16 protein-coding genes are annotated in these 18,343 nt (G+C 58.3%); 11 read left to right on the top strand and 5 right to left on the bottom strand.

The window, feature by feature from the left end; all coding sequences use genetic code 11:
- The first annotated feature begins 127 nt into the window (after window positions 1-127).
- The 4 genes from WCL58_RS05200 (at window position 128) to WCL58_RS05185 (ending at window position 2,412) form a co-directional block, all read left to right on the top strand.
- Window positions 128-739, top strand: coding sequence for a cytochrome b/b6 domain-containing protein (locus tag WCL58_RS05200; protein ID WP_060421314.1), 612 nt, complete (start codon window positions 128-130; stop codon window positions 737-739).
- A 10-nt stretch (window positions 740-749) separates the two neighbouring features.
- A complete protein-coding gene (locus WCL58_RS05195; RefSeq protein ID WP_087762187.1) occupies window positions 750-1,526 on the top strand; it encodes a molybdopterin-dependent oxidoreductase in 777 nt (258 codons plus the stop codon).
- Between the two features lie 59 nt (window positions 1,527-1,585).
- The gene (locus tag WCL58_RS05190; protein WP_102984056.1) at window positions 1,586-1,876 is read left to right on the top strand and encodes a pentapeptide MXKDX repeat protein; all 291 of its coding nucleotides are present in this window, start codon (window positions 1,586-1,588) and stop codon (window positions 1,874-1,876) included.
- Window positions 1,877-1,941: 65 nt separating this feature from the next.
- The gene (locus WCL58_RS05185) at window positions 1,942-2,412 is read left to right on the top strand and encodes a YkgB family protein (protein WP_033637683.1); all 471 of its coding nucleotides are present in this window, start codon (window positions 1,942-1,944) and stop codon (window positions 2,410-2,412) included.
- 44 nt (window positions 2,413-2,456) lie between these two features.
- Here WCL58_RS05185 and WCL58_RS05180 read toward each other — a convergent pair whose 3' ends face one another.
- On the bottom strand, window positions 2,457-4,496 hold the full coding sequence (locus tag WCL58_RS05180) for a choline transporter (RefSeq protein ID WP_089186853.1): 2,040 nt from the start codon (window positions 4,494-4,496) through the stop codon (window positions 2,457-2,459).
- 398 nt (window positions 4,497-4,894) lie between these two features.
- Between WCL58_RS05180 and betI the strand changes: the two genes are divergently transcribed.
- The 3 genes from betI (at window position 4,895) to betA (ending at window position 8,876) form a co-directional block, all read left to right on the top strand.
- Complete coding sequence (gene betI / locus WCL58_RS05175) at window positions 4,895-5,497, top strand: transcriptional regulator BetI (protein WP_038880897.1); 603 nt, start codon at window positions 4,895-4,897, stop codon at window positions 5,495-5,497.
- Between the two features lie 14 nt (window positions 5,498-5,511).
- Window positions 5,512-6,984 carry a betaine-aldehyde dehydrogenase gene (gene betB, locus WCL58_RS05170; protein WP_336850668.1) on the top strand — a complete coding sequence of 491 codons (1,473 nt, stop codon included), beginning with the start codon at window positions 5,512-5,514 and terminating at the stop codon, window positions 6,982-6,984.
- A 224-nt stretch (window positions 6,985-7,208) separates the two neighbouring features.
- Window positions 7,209-8,876 (top strand): choline dehydrogenase, encoded by a 1,668-nt coding sequence (gene betA, locus WCL58_RS05165; RefSeq protein WP_060421324.1) that lies wholly within the window; start codon window positions 7,209-7,211, stop codon window positions 8,874-8,876.
- Between the two features lie 108 nt (window positions 8,877-8,984).
- Here betA and WCL58_RS05160 read toward each other — a convergent pair whose 3' ends face one another.
- The 3 genes from WCL58_RS05160 to WCL58_RS05150 form a co-directional block, all read right to left on the bottom strand.
- Window positions 8,985-10,610, bottom strand: coding sequence for an FMN-binding glutamate synthase family protein (locus WCL58_RS05160; RefSeq protein WP_336850666.1), 1,626 nt, complete (start codon window positions 10,608-10,610; stop codon window positions 8,985-8,987).
- A gap of 185 nt (window positions 10,611-10,795) precedes the next feature.
- Window positions 10,796-11,386 carry a LuxR family transcriptional regulator gene (locus tag WCL58_RS05155; protein ID WP_004939094.1) on the bottom strand — a complete coding sequence of 197 codons (591 nt, stop codon included), beginning with the start codon at window positions 11,384-11,386 and terminating at the stop codon, window positions 10,796-10,798.
- Between the two features lie 21 nt (window positions 11,387-11,407).
- A complete protein-coding gene (locus WCL58_RS05150; RefSeq protein WP_033637688.1) occupies window positions 11,408-12,124 on the bottom strand; it encodes an EAL domain-containing protein in 717 nt (238 codons plus the stop codon).
- 514 nt (window positions 12,125-12,638) lie between these two features.
- Between WCL58_RS05150 and WCL58_RS05145 the strand changes: the two genes are divergently transcribed.
- From WCL58_RS05145 to WCL58_RS05130, 4 genes are read left to right on the top strand one after another with little or no spacing between them, the layout of a single operon-like run.
- Window positions 12,639-13,181, top strand: coding sequence for a fimbrial protein (locus WCL58_RS05145; RefSeq protein ID WP_033647475.1), 543 nt, complete (start codon window positions 12,639-12,641; stop codon window positions 13,179-13,181).
- Window positions 13,182-13,229: 48 nt separating this feature from the next.
- A complete protein-coding gene (locus WCL58_RS05140; RefSeq protein WP_084826567.1) occupies window positions 13,230-13,916 on the top strand; it encodes a fimbrial biogenesis chaperone in 687 nt (228 codons plus the stop codon).
- A gap of 12 nt (window positions 13,917-13,928) precedes the next feature.
- Window positions 13,929-16,523 (top strand): fimbria/pilus outer membrane usher protein, encoded by a 2,595-nt coding sequence (locus tag WCL58_RS05135; RefSeq protein ID WP_084826566.1) that lies wholly within the window; start codon window positions 13,929-13,931, stop codon window positions 16,521-16,523.
- Window positions 16,524-16,537: 14 nt separating this feature from the next.
- A complete protein-coding gene (locus WCL58_RS05130) occupies window positions 16,538-17,605 on the top strand; it encodes a fimbrial protein (RefSeq protein WP_204275812.1) in 1,068 nt (355 codons plus the stop codon).
- A gap of 74 nt (window positions 17,606-17,679) precedes the next feature.
- On the opposite strand, the gene WCL58_RS05125 is transcribed toward WCL58_RS05130, so the two are convergent.
- Complete coding sequence (locus WCL58_RS05125) at window positions 17,680-18,138, bottom strand: helix-turn-helix domain-containing protein (RefSeq protein ID WP_019454454.1); 459 nt, start codon at window positions 18,136-18,138, stop codon at window positions 17,680-17,682.
- Window positions 18,139-18,343 lie beyond the last annotated feature (205 nt).

Raw genomic sequence — 18,343 nt, 5'->3', positions numbered from 1 at the left:
TTCTCTCTGAAGTCTACACAACCCCCACCGGCGGAGTTATCACATTTTATTTAACTTTGCGTGAGGTCTTGGGGAACAAATCCGGGGAATACTCGGCTCATCGCCTCATTGGTCGCCAGGAGTTCGCATGAGCCTCACTCTCACCCCGGAACAACGACAGACGGTGCATCCGCTGTGGCTGCGGTTGACGCATTGGCTGAATGCGCTGGCGATGCTGATCATGGTGACCAGCGGCTGGCGCATCTACAACGCCTCGCCGCTGTTCAACTTCAGCTTTCTCAATGAGCTGACGCTCGGCGGTTGGCTGGGCGGCGCGCTGCAGTGGCACTTCGCCGGCATGTGGCTGTTCGGCGTCAACGGGCTGTGCTACCTGCTGATCAACCTGGCCAGCGGGCGTTTCAAACGCAAGTATTGGCCGCTCAGCCCACGGCAGTTTCTCGCCGATATAGGTGCCGCGCTGCGCGGCAGGCTGCAACACGCCGACCTGCGCCACTACAACATGGTGCAACGCGTGGCCTATCTGTCGGTGATGATCCTCGGCGTGATGAGCGCGCTGTCCGGGCTGGTGCTGTGGAAATCGGTGCAGTTTCCGCTGCTGCGCACGCTGCTCGGCGGTTATGAGGCGGCGCGCTATATCCACTTTTTTGCCATGTCGGCGCTGGTGGTCTTCGTCGCGATTCACCTGGTGATGGTGGCGCTGGTGCCGCGGACGCTGCTGGCCATGCTGCGCGGACGCTAAGGAGTGAATGATGGAAAAGGATAAACGGATCATGACGATCATTGAAGGGCAGGCGATCGTCAAAGAAGCGCAGCGGCTGTTGAGCGCGCCTTCGCGCCGCCGCTTTCTGCGCAACGGCCTGACGCTGGGCGGCATCGCCATGCTCACCGGCTGCGATCTCAGCGATAACGCCAACGTCGAACAGGCGCTGAGCCGCATCTCTCGCTTCAACGATCGGGTACAGGGCTGGCTGTTCAATGGCGATCGCCTGGCGCCGGTCTACCCGGAATCGATGATCACCCGGCCGTTCCCGTTCAACGCTTTCTACGCCGAGGAGGACGCGCCGGACATCAACGGCGACGATTACCGGCTGGAAGTGGCGGGACTGGTGCAGGACAAACGCGCCTGGAGCCTGCCACAGCTGCACCGCATGGCGCAGGTCAGCCAGGTGACGCGCCATATTTGCGTCGAGGGCTGGAGCGCCATCGGCAAGTGGGGCGGCGTGCCGTTCGCGACCTTTCTCAAGGCGATCGGCGCAGATCTGAGCGCCCGCTACGTCAGCTTCAAATGCGCCGACGATTACTACACCAGCATCGACATGGCCACTGCGCTGCACCCGCAGACGATTATTGCGCTGACCTATGACGGCCAGATCTTGCCGCGCAAGTACGGCTACCCGATGAAGCTGCGCATGCCGACCAAGCTGGGCTACAAGAACCCGAAACACATTCAGGTGATCGAGGTCACCAACCGCTTCCCGGGCGGTTACTGGGAAGACCAGGGTTACAACTGGTTTGGCGGCAGCTGAGGCGGCCGCCGGCCATTCTCCGGCACCCCGGTGCCTTTGACATGACGGAAGGAAATACCATGAAAAAGTTATTCGCAATGATGATGTGCAGCGCGCTGATGCTGGGCGTGGCCGGTGCCAACGCCGCCGATGGCATGAGCAAAGACGCGATGAAAAAGGACGGCATGAGCCAGATGTCGCACGACGGCATGGCCAAAGACGGCATGAAGAAAGCGTGCATGGGCAAGGACTGCATGAAGAAAGACAAGATGGGCAAAGACGCGATGAAAAAGGATGGCATGGCGAAAGACGGTATGGCCAAAGACGGCATGAAGAAAGACGAAATGAAGAAGGACGCGATGGGGCACTAAGCCGCCGCACCCCGCGGCCGCAAGCGGGCGATCCGCGGCGGCCGTGGGCAACATAAGGAGAGAGGATGATGCTGGCGACATGGCTGCGGCGCTTTCAGCGCTCGAACGGGGACGTTATCTTTATGCGCGCGGCGCTGGTGGTGATCTTCGCCGCCTTCGGTTACGCCAAGTGGTTTGATTACGAGGCGCAGGGGCTGGTACCGCTGATCGGCAACAGCCCGCTGCTGAGCTGGATGCATCAGGCGTTCGGCATCCGCGGCGCCAGCTATGCGCTGGGCGTTGCCGAGTGGAGCTTCGGTTTGCTGCTGCTGGCGGGATTCTGGTCGCGGCGGCTGGGGTTGCTGGGGGCGATCGGTTCGACGGTAACCTACCTAACTACGCTGACGCTGATCTTTTCCACGCCGGGGGCCTGGGAGCCTTCCGCCGGCGGTTTTCCGGCCATGGCCGGCGCCACCAGCTTTTTAATCAAGGATCTGGTGTTGCTGGCCGGTTCCCTAGTGCTGCTGAAAGCCGACTTGCCGGCCGAGCAGGCATAAAAAAGGGCGTAGCCTGGCTACGCCCTCTCGTGATTTATCGATCGTCACATATCCGGGAAGGTCAGGGTGCCCCCCGGCGCTTCGCGATGAATGTGCAGGAAGTTCAGGTGCTTCTCGTACTGGTCGAGGATATCGCCAATCACCTGTTCCTTGCTGTAGTCCATCAGGTCGTTGCCTTGGGTGCCTTCCATCAGGAAGGTTTCCAGCCGGTAGTAGTGCGACTTGCCGGAGCGGGCGCGGTAGGTGAAGCCCGGCACCGAGTAGCGCATCGGCCAGATCTGATAGATAAAGTTCTGTTCCTCGCCCAGGCGCACCAGCAGCTCCAGGTGGTTCAGACGCTCGTCTTCGGTCGGCGGCACTTCGCTGAACTCCACTTTCGCGCCGCGCAACTCCAGCTCGCGCGCCACGTCCTGCATCGCCGGACGGCAGACTTTATCCAACATTTTCTGCGTGTACTGGGTGCCCGGATAGTTCATCACCCGCGACAGGCGCTGTTTCCAGTTGAGCACGTCGTGGCTGGAGACCGGCACCGGCGCCAGGGTGCTGAGCGCGCTGGCCTTGCGGTAGTCTTCCACCCGCAGCGATTTGTACAGCCCGGCCATCACGAAGAAGATCACGAAGCTGAACGGCAGGCCCATGATTACCGTGGTTTTCTGCAGCGCCGGCACGCCGTCGGTCATCAGCATGCCGATGGTCAGCAGGCCGATGGCCACCGACCAGAAAATCCGCAGCCAGTTCGGCGCATCATTATTGATGTCGGCCAGGCGCGAGGTGAAGTTGCCCAGCACCAGCGAGCCGGAGTCCGCCGAGGTGACGTAGAACAGCAGGCCGGTGATGGTGGCCACCGAGGCGCTGAAGGTGAAGCCGGGGTATTGCGCCAGCAGACTGTAGAAGCCGCGCTCCGGGAACTGCATCACTTCCTGCGCAAACTCGGCGTTGCCGTGAATGATCTGGTACAGCGCGCTGTTGCCGAAGATAGACAGCCACAGCAGGGTGAACACGAACGGTATGATCAGCGTGCCGACCACGAACTGGCGAATGGTGCGCCCGCGCGAGATGCGCGCCAGGAACAGGCCGACGAACGGCGACCACGCCACCCACCAGGCCCAGAAGAACAGCGTCCAGTTGTTCATCCACTCCACCGGCCGATCGAAGGCGAAGCTGTTGAGCGTCATGCCCATAAAGCGATTGACGTAATCGCCGACGTTGAGCACCAGCGCGTTGAGCAGGAACTCGGTGTCACCGAAGAACAGCACGAACAGGATCAGGCCCAGCGCCAGCAGCACGTTCAGCTCGGACAGGATGCGGATGCCCTTGTTGACGCCCGAGGTGACCGAGATGGTGGCCATGATCACCGACAGCAGGATCAGCGAGCCCTGCACCGTCAGGTTTTCCGGGATCTCGAACAGCACCTTGAGGCCGTAGTTGAGCTGCACCACGCCGATGCCCAGCGTGGTGGCGATGCCGAAGATGGTGCCGAGCACCGCGGCGATGTCCACGCTGTGGCCGATCGGGCCGTTGATGCGCTTACCGAAGATCGGGTACAGCGCCGAGCGGATGGTCAACGGCAGATTGTAGCGATAGCTGAAGTAGCCGAGGGCGATGCCCATCAGCGCATACATCGACCAGCCGGTCAGGCCGTAGTGGAACAGCGTCCAGACCATCGCCTGGCGCGCGGCTTCCAGCGTTTGCGCGTCACCTTCCGGCGGCATCATGTACTGGGTTACCGGCTCGGCGACCGAGAAGAACATCAGGTCGATGCCGATGCCGGCGGCGAACAGCATCGCCGCCCAGCTCATCAGGCTGAATTCCGGCTTGGACTGCTCCGGCCCGAGCTTGATCGAACCGAAGCGCGAAGCGGCGATAAACACCACGAACACGATGTACAGCGTCGCCGCCAGCAGGTAGTACCAACCGAAGGTGGCTGACACCCAATTCAGCGTGCGGGTGATCCACTGCCCGGAGAAGTCGGTGAAAAAGATGGTCATCAGCGAGAAGGCCAGGATCAGCCCCGCCGAGGTGAAGAAAACCACAGGGTTGAGGCGGTCCTGCTGCGGTTTGGAGGCGGTTTCGTGGGTTGTCATCGTCATCCTCTGAACTGAGAAAATCGTGCCGCTCCGCATTCCGGGGCGCGTTGGCCTCTGGAAAACGGGCGAATGAAGGCGGCGGCCGTCTCCTTAGAGGAGGGCCTGAATGATGCCGCTTTCGCCTGTTAATGAAGCGCCGGCGCGCTTCGCGGCGGGAACCGCTTACAGCCACTGATTTTGGTCAGATTCGTTAATTACCTCACAAAAATCAGCTAGTTCCACAACCAGATAGTACAAATTTTTAACCAGGCGGCAATAAAATATATGCAATTTTTATTGAACGTTCAATCAAAAAAAAGTTTAATAGTCCTCATGATGACCTGAATCACGGGCGAAACGGCAGTGAAATTTGCCCGCTGAGATAAGGCCGAAGTCGGTTTTGTGAGAGTCGAAATATGCCAAAGGTAGGAATGCAGCCAATCAGAAGGCAGCAGTTGATTGATGCCACGCTCGCTGCGGTAAACGAAGTGGGAATGCATGACGCCACCATCGCGCAGATCGCGCGGCGGGCCGGCGTTTCCAACGGCATCATCAGCCATTATTTCAAGGACAAGAACGGCCTGCTGGAAGCCACGATGCGCTATCTGATCAGCCATCTGGGCGAGGCGGTGAAGCTGCGCTTGCAGGCGCTGACCGATAACAGCCCGGCGGCGCGGCTGCAGGCGATCGTCGCCGGCAATTTCGACGACAGCCAGATCAACAGCGCGGCGATGAAGACCTGGCTGGCCTTTTGGGCCAGCAGTCTGCACCAACCGCAGCTCAACCGGCTGCAGCAGGTGAACGGCCGCCGGCTCTATTCCAACCTGTGCGCCGAGTTTCGCCGCGTCATGCCGCAGCCGCAGGCGCGGTTGGCGGCCAAGGGGCTGGCGGCGCTGATCGACGGACTGTGGCTGCGCAGCGCGCTGCGCGGCTCGGCGTTCAATCAGTCGCAGGCGCTGGCGCTCACGACCGAATACATCACGTTCCAACTCCGGGGGCAGACGCCGCCCGGAGGATAACCCAAGGAGATCCTATGTCCCGTTTTGGCTTGCAGAAGCTCTATATTCATGGCGCCTATGTAGACAGCACCGCTGGAAAAACCTTCAACGCCATTAACCCGGCGAACGGCGAAGTTCTGGCTGAAGTCCAGTCCGCCGGCGCTGAAGACGTCGATCGTGCGGTGGCCAGCGCGGCCAGCGGGCAGAAGGTGTGGGCGGCGATGACGGCGATGGCGCGTTCGCGCATCCTGCGTCGCGCGGTGGATATTCTGCGCGAGCGCAACGATGAGCTGGCGGCGCTGGAAACGCTGGATACCGGCAAAGCGATGTCGGAAACCACCGCGGTGGACATCGTCACCGGCGCCGACGTGCTGGAGTATTACGCCGGCCTGATCCCGGCCATTGAAGGCGAACAGATCCCGCTGCGCGAAACCTCATTCGTTTACACCCGCCGCGAACCGCTGGGCGTGGTGGCCGGCATCGGCGCCTGGAACTACCCGATTCAAATCGCGCTGTGGAAGTCCGCGCCGGCGCTGGCGGCGGGCAACGCGATGATCTTCAAACCGAGCGAAGTCACGTCGCTGACGGCGCTGAAGCTGGCGGAAATTTACACCGAAGCCGGCTTGCCGGACGGCGTGTTCAACGTGGTGACCGGCAGCGGGGCGGAGGTGGGGCAGTACCTGACCGACCATCCGGGCATCGCCAAAGTCTCTTTCACCGGCGGGGTGAAAACCGGCAAGAAGGTGATGGCCAACGCGTCGGGATCGACGCTGAAAGAAGTCACCATGGAGCTGGGCGGCAAGTCGCCGCTGATTATTTTCGACGACGCCGATCTGGATCGCGCCGCCGATATCGCCATGATGGCCAACTTCTACAGCTCCGGCCAGGTGTGCACCAACGGCACCCGCGTCTTCGTGCCGGCGGCGCTGCAGGCGCAGTTTGAGGCGAAAATCCTCGAGCGCGTGAAGCGCATTCGCCTCGGCGAACCGACCGATCCGCAGACCAACTTCGGGCCGCTGGTCAGCTTCGCGCACATGGAGTCGGTGCTGCGCTTTATCGAGAGCGGCAAGAACAGCGGCGCGCGCCTGCTGTGCGGCGGCGAACGCGTCACCCACGGCGAATTCGGCAAGGGCGCTTACGTGGCACCGACGGTATTCAGCGACTGCCGCGACGAGATGGAAATCGTGCGCGAGGAGATCTTCGGGCCGGTGATGAGCATTCTCAGCTACCAGAGCGAAGAGGAAGTGGTGCGCCGCGCCAATGACACCACCTTCGGCCTGGCTGCGGGCGTGGTGACCAACGATCTGGCTCGTGCGCACCGCGTGATCCACCAGCTGGAAGCCGGTATTTGCTGGATCAACACCTGGGGCGAGTCGGCGGCGGAAATGCCGGTCGGCGGCTACAAGCAGTCCGGCGTTGGCCGCGAGAACGGCCTGACGACGCTGGAGCACTACACCCAGATCAAATCGGTGCAGGTTGAGCTGGGCGAATACGCCTCGGTATTTTAACTATCCCCGTCGTCTTTCAAGCTACAGCGTTGTTGGCTGCGAGCGCAGACCCCAGTCACTTACTTGAGTAAGCTCCTGGGGCTCTGCGCCCTTGCCGCCTAGCTGTAACTCGAAATCCATAGGGGATATATCTTTTTCGCATCCAAAACTGCCTTGTTATATTCAGCATGCGGAATTCAAGCCATTCGCATCATTCAGGCATACGAATATTTAGGAGATAATGAATGGAATTTGACTACATCATTATCGGTGCCGGTTCCGCCGGCAACGTGTTAGCCACCCGATTGACCGAGGACGCCGACGTCAGCGTCCTGCTGCTGGAAGCCGGCGGCCCGGATTACCGGATGGATTTCCGTACTCAGATGCCGGCCGCGCTGGCGTTTCCGCTGCAGGGCCGCCGCTATAACTGGGCGTATGAAACCGATCCTGAGCCGCACATGAACAATCGCCGGATGGAATGCGGCCGCGGCAAAGGGCTGGGCGGTTCGTCCCTGATCAACGGCATGTGTTACATTCGCGGCAACGCGATGGACTTCGATAACTGGGCCAAGGCGCCGGGTCTGGAAGACTGGACCTATCTGGACTGCTTGCCGTATTTCCGCAAGGCGGAAACCCGCGATATCGGCCCGAACGATTACCACGGCGGCGAAGGTCCGGTGAGCGTCACCACGCCGAAAGCCGGCAACAACGAACTGTTCCACGCCATGGTGGAAGCCGGCGTTCAGGCGGGTTACCCGCGCACCGACGATCTGAACGGCTACCAGCAAGAAGGCTTCGGCCCGATGGATCGCACCGTGACGCCGAAAGGGCGCCGCGCCAGCACCGCCCGCGGTTATCTGGATCAGGCGCGTTCGCGGCCGAACTTGAAAATCGTCACCCATGCGCTGACCGACCACATCGTGTTCGACGGCAAGCGTGCGGTGGGCGTCAACTATTTGCAGGGCGACAGCAATCAGTTGACCCACGCCAAAGCGCGGCGCGAAGTGTTGCTGTGCGCCGGCGCCATCGCCTCGCCGCAGATCCTGCAGCGTTCGGGCGTCGGCCCGGCGGCGCTGCTGAAAAGTCTGGATATCAACGTGGTGCACGATCTACCGGGCGTCGGGGAAAACCTGCAGGATCACCTGGAGATGTACCTGCAGTACGCCTGTAAGAAACCGGTGTCGCTGTACCCGGCGCTGCAATGGTTCAACCAGCCGAAGATCGGCGCGGAATGGCTGTTCAACGGCACCGGCATCGGCGCCAGCAACCAGTTCGAGGCCGGCGGTTTTATCCGCAGCCGCGCAGAGTTCGCCTGGCCGAATATTCAGTATCATTTCCTGCCGGTGGCGATTAACTACAACGGCAGCAACGCGGTGAAAGAGCACGGCTTCCAGGCGCACGTCGGCTCGATGCGTTCGCCGAGCCGCGGCCGGGTACAGGTGAAATCGAAAGATCCGCGCCAGCACCCGAGCATTCTGTTCAACTACATGGCGACCGAGCAGGACTGGCAGGAGTTCCGCGACGCTATTCGCATCACGCGCGAGATCATGGCGCAGCCGGCCCTGGACGAATACCGCGGCCGCGAGATAAGCCCGGGGCCGGAGGTGCAGACCGACGAGCAACTGGACGCTTTCGTGCGCGAGCACGCCGAAACCGCCTTCCACCCGTCCTGCTCGTGCAAGATGGGCGAGGATGAGATGGCGGTGGTCGATGGTCAGGGCCGGGTGCACGGCATGGAAGGATTGCGGGTGGTGGATGCGTCGATCATGCCGCTGATCATCACCGGCAACCTGAACGCCACCACCATCATGATCGCCGAGAAGTTAGCCGATCGCATTCGCCAGCGCGCGCCGCTGCCGCGCAGCACCGCCGACTATTACGTCGCCGGCGATGCGCCGGTGCGCAAGCAGTAACCGATACGCCCTCTCGCCGTTGAGGGGGAGGGCCGCCGTAGCAAGCAACCCCTCTCCATATGCTCTTCCCCAAGGCGAGGGGGCAACTCCCTTTTATTCCTTATCCCATCATGCCGCCGGCAGCGAGATCGCCTGATCGAAACTGGTGGGCGTCGCCATACGCCACATGCGGGCATAGAACTCGCTTTTGATCTCCGGCTGCAGCAGCGCGCCCGGCTCCAGGTAGTAATAGATATCGGCGTACACCTTGATCTCGGTCGGCGTGATGCGGCGCAGCATATGGTGCGAGGTCAGCTGCTCCGGGCGGCTGACGCCGGCCGCCGCCAGCATGTCCGCCAGCGCTTTCACCGTATTTTGATGGAAGTGGTAGACGCGTTCCGCCTTGTTCGGCACCACCAGCGCCTTTTGCCGCAGCGGATCTTGCGTCGCCACGCCGGTCGGGCAGTGGTTGGTGTGGCAGCTTTGCGACTGGATGCAGCCGACGGCGAACATAAAGCCGCGCGCCGAGTTCACCCAGTCGGCGCCGAGCACCAGCACGCTGGCGATGTCGAAGGCGCTGATGATCTTGCCGCTGGCGCCTACCTTGATCTGGTCACGCAGGCCGCAGCCTACCAGCGTGTTATGCACGAACAGCAGCCCTTCGCGCAGCGGCATGCCCATATAGTTGGAAAGCTCGAGCGGCGCGGCGCCGGTGCCGCCTTCCTTGCCGTCCACCACGATAAAATCCGGCAGGATGCGGGTGTGCAGCATCGCCTTGACGATGGCGACAAACTCCCACGGATGGCCGATGCACAACTTGAAACCGACCGGCTTGCCACCTGACAGCTCGCGCAGCTGCTGGATGAAATGCATCATTTCCAGCGGAGTGGTGAAGGCGCTGTGCGAGGCCGGCGAAATGCAATCGACCCCTTCCGGCACGCCGCGGGTGGCGGCGATTTCCGCATCCACCTTCTTCGCCGGCAGAATGCCGCCGTGGCCGGGTTTGGCGCCCTGGCTGAGCTTGATTTCAATCATTTTCACCTGCGGGCTTTGCGCCTGTTCGGCAAAGCGCCGCGGATCGAAATGGCCGTCGGTGGTGCGGCAGCCGAAATAGCCGCTGCCCAGCTCCCACACCAGATCGCCGTTGTTTTCCCGGTGATAGCGGCTGATGCTGCCCTCGCCGGTGTCGTGGTAGAAATTGCCCTTGGCTGCACCCAGGTTGAGCGCGCGGATGGCATTGGCGGAGAGCGCGCCGAAGCTCATGGCCGAAATGTTGAAGATCGACGCGGAGTAGGGCTGGCGGCAGTCGGCGCCGCCGATGGTGATGCGGAAACTGGTCGGGTCGGCGGCTTCCACCGGCCGCATGGAGTGGCCGATGCACTCATAGCCGGTTTGATAGACGTCCAGCAGGGTGCCAAACGGCTTGTCGCCCATCTCGTTTTTCGCCCGGCGATACACCAGCGTGCGCTGGGTGCGCGAAAACGGGATCTCTTCATTATCCTGCTCGAGGAAATACTGGCGCAGTTCCGGACGGATGAATTCGAAGAAGAAGCGCAGGCGGCCGATGATCGGGTAGTTGCGGCAGATGGCGTGGCGCTGTTGCGTGAGATCGTAGATACCCAGCACCATCAAGCCACCGCAGGCCAGGGCCGGCAGCCAGAACCACGGATGGTTGCGCATCATGATTAAGAAAACCAGGGTGAGCAAGATGCTCAGCACAAAGCAGGTGTAGCGGCTGAATAAGGACGACTTCATAACATCTCCTGATGTTTATTTTAATCCACACGACATGACTCACGGATAATCCGTGTGCAAATCGTAGCCAACAGGAGAGGATGTTGTGTGTCTGTTGCTGCTTTGTCGCCGGTTGTTACATTAATTTAACTTGGCGGGGGAGGGCCGGTTGCCGCGCGGCGTACCGCGCAACAAGCCAGGGCCGGTTATTTGCCGGCGACGAAGATGGTGCTCATGCTGCGCAGCCGCAGCTTTTTCATCGCGCTGTATTTCTGCGAGAAGATGGTTTTTGGGTGCGTACCGCGCTTTTCCGCAATGTGCAGCAGGCTGTCGCCGCGCAGCAGATTGAAGATCACGTCGCTTTCCGCCGGGCTGAGCTCGCGGGTTTTCTGCACTCTGATGCCGCCCGGTTCTTTGCTTTCCAGCAGCCGCTGGATTTTTTCCTGCAGCGAATAAAGCGGAATGCGGGTGGAGACCAACTCGACGGAAATCCCCAGGATCGACAGCAGTTTCACCACGCGCTCGTCGTCATAGAACACCAACAGGCGCGTTTTGCTGTTGTACTGCTGGTGCAGGGACACCAGGCTTTCGATCACGTTGACGCTCTGTTCCAGGTTTTGCGAGGTGAAAATCAGCGCGATATCGTGCTTGGTGATCTTCTCTGCTTTGGCGCCGCCGTGCATGAAATCGGAAAACAGGCGGATATCGTACGCGCCGTAGTGTTTCTTCAGCAGCACCGACAGGCCAACATAGCTGTACTTACACTCACTAATCACAAGAACGTTGTTTTTAGACATAGGGCAAACACCAATACCGAGTTAAAAGTATTCAGCTGTAAGAAGCGAGTTCAAATCCTTGATGCTGGATTCCTTCCACAGCTTTCCCTGCAGTGCGTAATATGGCATTTCATCCAGCCATTTCTTGTGTTCGGGAGTTTCAACTCCTTCGATAATTACCTTGTAATGATTAAGGTAAAAGAAGCGCAGTAACGCGCGCATCAAGCCCTCGCCGCCGGACTTTTTCATGAAGTCCCAAAGCAGAAAACGGTCGAGCTTAACGAAGCGGAACTGGCTGTTGTACAACGCGGAAAAACCCGCATAGCCAGAACCAAAATCATCGAGCCAAAATGAATAACTATTCAATGACGGATCGCCGTGCACGCGATCTTTCACCAGCCGGGTTGAATTCTCGCTGATCTCGAAATGAATACAGCGCATAGCGTTAATTCTTTCGGCAAAGTGAGTATTCGCCAGCGATTGCAGGGAATAATCGTCAACATTCAAAGTGGCTATCACTTGGTTTTCATGAAACCAGTGTTTGTATTTATCGATCAGATTGATCTGATCCATCAAAATCTCAATCCGAGTGGCACTGTCGGCGTGGCGAAAGAACTGCTCAGGAGAAAAATGGGCATATTCGCTATTAAACGTAAAGCGAGACAGACATTCAACGGCCAGCAATTGTCCCGATTTCGCGAACATTGGCTGAAAAACATAATTAATGCCGTTATTTTTCTCTCTGAAAGAACCGCTCATTTCCCAATCCTTGGATTGATATTTAACTTGTTGATTTTAAATGATTAAAAAGAAAGTTACTCCGAGTTTATTGGTAAATTTCTTATTTAAAACGTCAGGATGGCCGAAGCGTGTCGACAGACCATTTAACGCGTAATTCGTGCCAAAGTCCAAACGTCGCAATCTGTTACTAAATGTAAATATTCGGGATAATATTCTGATTTTCAGGCCTTAATGCAAAATCTTGAACTCTGCAGCTTTCCCAAACACAGATTATTCCTATTCATATGAATCGTCAACATCGATCGATAGGTATCCGCCGATAGTTTATTCCTATCAAGAGGGGCCTTATGAATGTTTTAAACGATTTAACATTAAGAATATGCTTAGTCTATATTTCGTCCGGCAATGAGTTCATCGAGGCAACGCTCCTTTTCAGCAAGGGAGTGCTATCGCTGAGTGTATGCTCAGTGGCGGCAATATATATATAAGCCCGCCACTGAATCGATTATTTTATTGTTCTATGGAGCTGGAAATGAAAAAAGTATTATTGCCTTTGGCTGCCCTGGTATTGTCTGCAACTGCTTCCAACGCAATGGCAGCAAACGGCACTGTTAAATTCACCGGTGAAATCAAACAGTCTACCTGCCAGGTAACTAGCGATACTCAGAATAAAGAAGTTTACCTGGGTACTTACCCAACTTCTGCTTTCCCAACCGTGGGTTCTAAATCCGCTTCTAAAGCTTTCCAGATCTCTCTGGAAAAATGTGATGCCGGCGATTACAGCCTGCGCTTCGACGGTAACACCGTTGCTGGCAACCCAGACCTGCTGTCCGTAAGCAACGTGGGCGGCACCGGCGCTGCAGCTACCGGCGTGGGTATCGAAATCACCGATAACAACGGCAAGCCATTCGCTATCGGCGACGGTTCCAACATCAACGACGACGTAGCGAAAGTCACCATCGCTGCTGACGGTAAAGCGACCTTCAACCTGCAGGCTCGTTACCGTTCATTCGATAGCAACGTAACTGCAGGTCTGGCTAACGCTACCAGCCCGTTCACTATCGAATACAAATAATCGTCTTTCAGGACACACACGGCCAAGGATGGCCCGTAGAGGAAACCGATGAAAAAGTTCTTTGCTGCTCTGCTGATGCTGGGCGCCTTTAACAGCTACGCCGGTATCCAGGTAGATGCCACTCGCGTGATCTATAAAGGCGATGACAAATCCGCCTCTCTGCCGATTCATAACGATGCTTCAGAAGCTTATATGGTGCAGACCTGGCTGGACACTGGTGACAGAAACCAAGTGCCGAAAAATCTGCCTGTCGTTGTCGTTCCACCGATTCTGAAATTGGACGCTGCTAAAACTGCCGTTCTGCGCTTTATCTATTCCGGTAATGGCTTACCTCAGGATAAAGAAACCCTGTTGTGGATTAACGTGCAGGAAATTCCACCGGCGCCGAAGCAGGAAAACGTGCTGCAGGTTGCGGTGCGTACCCGAATCAAACTTTTTTACCGGCCGGTGGCGTTGAAAACGACGCTGGACGAGCAAGTACAAAATTTGCGTTGGCAGCGTGAAGGTTCACGTCTGCAAGTGATTAACGATGGCCCGCTGCATATCACCTTTGGGGCGCTGCATTTGAAAAACAGCGCGGGCAAGACCGTGGATGTGGACGCCAACATGGTGAGCCCGAAAGATCGCTTATCGATCAACATCCCGGCGGGCGTCAGCGTCGGCAACAAGATTGCTTTCAGTTATATCAACGATTTTGGCGGTAGAACGGAAGTCAAGGACGTTCCAGTACAATAAGAGAGACAGGGAATGGCAAATCAACGAAAAGTAGCAGGCGGAACGACGCGGCTGACACAGCTGATCCGAATTGCAATCATTGCCGCCAGTGCGCCGATGTTATGGAGTGAAGCGGCGCTGGCAGAGTTTAACATGTCGTTTATTCACGGCGATGAAAACCTGAGCAACGCGGAAGCGGTCGCTCAGGGCGATGCTTTGCAACCGGGCGTTTACCCATTCGACATCTATGTCAACCTGACTCAGGTCGATCATAAGGATGTTACTTTTCGTCAGGTTAAAGGCCAGACCGCGTCTCAACCCTGCCTGAAAGTTGAAGACCTACGCAACTACGGCATCAAACTGCCGGAAACGCTGCAGGCCGGCAGCTGTGTTGATGTGTCTGAGTTGATTAAAGACGCCACCGTCAGCTATGACGCAGCGGTGCAGCAGATCAACATTTCCGTGCCGCAGACCATGATGGATCTGAGCGCGATCGGGGCGATCCCGCCAAGCATGTACGATGAAGGCATCAACGCGCTGTTCGCCAACTATAACTTCAACTACAACAAGAACAGCTATCGCCGAGATGACGCCGACGACAGCGAGTACATGTTCCTCGCGCTGAACAGCGGCCTCAACCTGGGCAGATGGCGCCTGCGCAACAACTCCACCTGGGATAAGCAGAGTGGCAGCAGCAGCAACTGGACCAACGTCTCTTCCTGGGCCGAAACCGATATCGTGCCATGGCGCAGCCGTTTGGTGATGGGCCAGGCGAGCACCAACAACAGCGTGTTCAACAGCTTCCAGTTCCGTGGGGTGCAACTCTCCAGCGTTGACGACATGCTACCGGACAGCCTGCGCGGTTATGCGCCGGTGGTGCGCGGCGTGGCGGCGACCAACGCCCGCGTCGAAATTCGCCAGAACGGTTACGTCATCTACAGCACCAACGTCGCGCCGGGTCCTTTTGAGATCCACGACGTCTATCCGCATACCAATAACGGTGACCTGCAGGTCACCGTGAACGAGGCCGACGGTTCGCACAAAACGTTCAGCGTCGCCTACTCTTCCGTGGCCAACATGCTGCGCGAAGGCATTTGGAACTTCCAGCTGACCGCCGGTAAATACCACAACGGTAACGGCGGCTATCAGCCGAAACTGATTCAGGGCACCGCGGCATACGGCATGAACTATGGCCTGACGCCGTTCGGCGGCGCCATCATCGCGGAGCACTACCGTTCCGCTGCCGTGGGTATCGGTAAGAGCCTGGGGTCATGGGGGGCCATCTCCGTGGACGGTTCGATCTCCGATACCGAGCTGGCGAACGGCGATCGCAAGCAGGGGCAGAGCTTCCGTTTCCTGTACTCCAAGTCGCTTAACCAGATGGGCACCAACTTCCAGTTGGCGGGCTATCGCTATGCGACTTCCGGTTACTATGATCTCAGCGATGCGGTCCAGGAGCGCAACAGCTGGCGCAACGGCATTTATGCCAATGATTACTGGGATCCGAACGATCTGCAGCCGGGCCAGCCTTCCTGGAGCAACAACCAGAAACGTACCCGATACACTGCGCGTTACGGCAACAAGCGTGAACGCGTCGAGCTGTCGCTCAGCCAGCAGCTGTGGGCGGGTGCCAGCCTGTACGCCAACGTGAGCCACCAGAATTACTGGGGCGTGTCCGGCAACGACCGCACGATTCAACTGGGTTACAACGACGGCTTCAAGCGCATTTCCTACGGTGTTTATCTGCAGGATACGCGCGGCCAGTACGGTTATTCCGATCGCAGCGTGAACTTCACGATGTCGATCCCGTTGGATTGGGGCCAGAGCAACAACTCGACCACCGCCAACTTCAGCGCGGCGCACAGCAAACAGAGCGGCGACAGCTACTCGACCGGCATCAGCGGCACCATGCTGGACGACCGTCGCATGAACTACTCGGTTTCCACCGGGCATACGCAGTCCTCCGGTCAGAGCAGCAACCTGAACCTGGGCTACAGCAGCAGCATCGGTAACATCGACGGTAGCTATGCCTACAGTTCGAAATACCGCCAGGAAGGACTGGGCCTCTCCGGTGGTCTGCTGGTGCACTCCGGCGGCGCGACCCTGACTCAGCCGTTGCAGAACACCATCTTGCTGGTGGAAGCGAAAGATGCCAAAGGCGTGCGTCTGGAAAACCAGCCGGGCGTGACCATCGATCGCTTCGGTTATGCGGTGGTGCCGTCGGCCAACCCGTACCGCTACAACTATGTGGCGCTGCGCACCGAAGACTTCGGCCCAGGCCTGGATGTGCCGGTGGCCAGTAAACAAGTGGTGCCGACCGAGAAATCGGTGGTGAAGGTGAGCTTCGATACCTTCAAGGGCGTCAGCCTGCTGATTCATGCTCGTCTGGGTGACAACGGTTATCCGGCCATCGGCGCCGGCGTGTTCAACGAGTCCGGCCGCAACAGCGGTACCGTGGGCCTGGAAGGCGCAACCTATGTTTCCGGCGTGAAAGCGGGTGAGAAACTGACGATCAAATGGGGGCCGAAAGCCGACCAGCAATGCGTACTGCCGATTCCGGCGGATGTGGGCGACAAACAAGCGGCCATGGGATATCAGGAACTGACCCTGCAATGCCAAAAACTGTAAGGTACACCATGAACTTGAGCAAATTAGCACGTAACACACTTCTGTCGGTGGTGGGGCTGGCGGGGTTGGCGATGGCGCAACAGGCGGCGGCGATGCAGTGCCGCTTCGGCAACTCGACGGGTTCAAAAAACCCGGTTGGCAGCGTAACGCAGGATATCGACGTCGGCCGCCCGATCGTGCTGGCCGCCAGCGACTTCGTCAAAGGCAACCTGATTTGGCGTTCGCAGAACTTTACCTCCACCTTTACCTGCTGGGATACGGATAACTACCCGCGCGGAGAGAACGCTTACATCTATTGGAACCCGCAGAACTCGTTCGGTGCACTGGATAAGTCGCTGGAGATTGGGGTATCGATCAACGGGCGTGATTATGACGCGATTAACCTGAAGCAAAGCTCCAACCGGCCGACGGGCCCTGATTTGGGGCCGGGTACCAAACCGGGTAGTAACAGAAGAAAAGCCGATCCTCAGGCGGTGACTGCCACCTATTCGGTGTATATCAAAGCCACCGGGGTGAAACCGCCGGCGGGTAACTTCCCGCCATTGGCGCGCGCGTCGCTGTTCCAGATCGATGGTGAGTTGGGGCTGAACGCCACCAAAGACAGCAACTTTAACGCCTATATCAAAGGGTTGGACAAGATCCGCGTGATCCAGTGCAACCCGCAGATCACCGTATTGGCTAACAACGGTGCCAGCGTCGATTTCGGCGTGCTAACCAGCTCCAGCGCCAAAACCGGCACTATCGCCAAGCAGGTGCCGTTCGATATCAAGGCTACCTTGAGCGGCGGCGAATGTGCCGGCCAATCTCTGCAGGCCAGTTTCAGCAGCACCAACGCCGATCCGTCAGACAACACGCAGATCCTGCCAACCACCCAACCGGGCGTGGCGATCTTCCTGACGCAGCAGCGCGACACCAGTAAAAAACCGATCCCACTGCAAACCAACGTGGATTTCGGCGGCGTGCTGCAGGATAAGCAGAACGAAGTGAAAGAGACCTTTATCGCGAACCTGAAGTGGTTGACCAATACGCCGAAGACCGGGGTGTTCAATGCCACTGCCAACGTCGACGTCACCTTCAAATAATCCGGTGTCGCTTCAATAAAAAAAGGGTCAGTTCGCGCGAACTGACCCTTTTTTTGTGCCTTATGCCGTGCCGATTAACGCAGCCCCATCCAGCTGGTGCAGACGCCTTCCGGCGGCTTGCCCGCATACCAACGAGGCAGCGTAGGGGCATCGTGGCGCGGTTCGGCCTCCGCCTCTACCGGCTGCGCCGGCCATTCCGCGACGTCCCAGCGGGTGGTGCGGCGATAGACTGCCGGGGTTTTGCCAAACTGTTTCTTGAAGGCGCGTGAGAACGAAGGCTGAGAGTCGAAATGGTATTGCAGGGCGATATCCAGGATCGGGCGTGGGCTGGAACGCAGCGCCTGCGCCGCCTGCGAAAGACGCCGCTCGCGGATATAGCTGCCGAGCGCGTGGCCGGTGGTGCTGCGGAACATGCGCTGCAGGTGCCATTTGGAGTAGCCCGATTTGGCGGCGACGTTATCCAGCAGCAGCGGCTGGTCCAGATGAGTTTCAATCCAGTCTAGTAAATCGTGAATGATATTGACGCGATCCATGGTTTTAGTTCTCCCGCAAAAACGACATTCAGGTCACAGTGACTTAGCTTAATTATCCAAGAATATGCTTTGATAATAGGCGTGAGTGCGCCGTTACGCAAGGGTAAACCGGGGGTAAAAAGGTGGCCAAAAATGCTCTTTGAACGGCAGGGGGATAAAAGAAAGGCCGCATAAAGCGGCCTTTTCAGCAGGAAACGAGTGGAAA

Origin of the sequence: Serratia sp. TMDUHS_CL, assembly GCF_037137105.1 — a bacterium.
GTDB classification, from domain to species: Bacteria; Pseudomonadota; Gammaproteobacteria; order Enterobacterales; family Enterobacteriaceae; genus Serratia; species Serratia nevei.
This window is presented reverse-complemented; position numbering and strand designations above follow the sequence as displayed.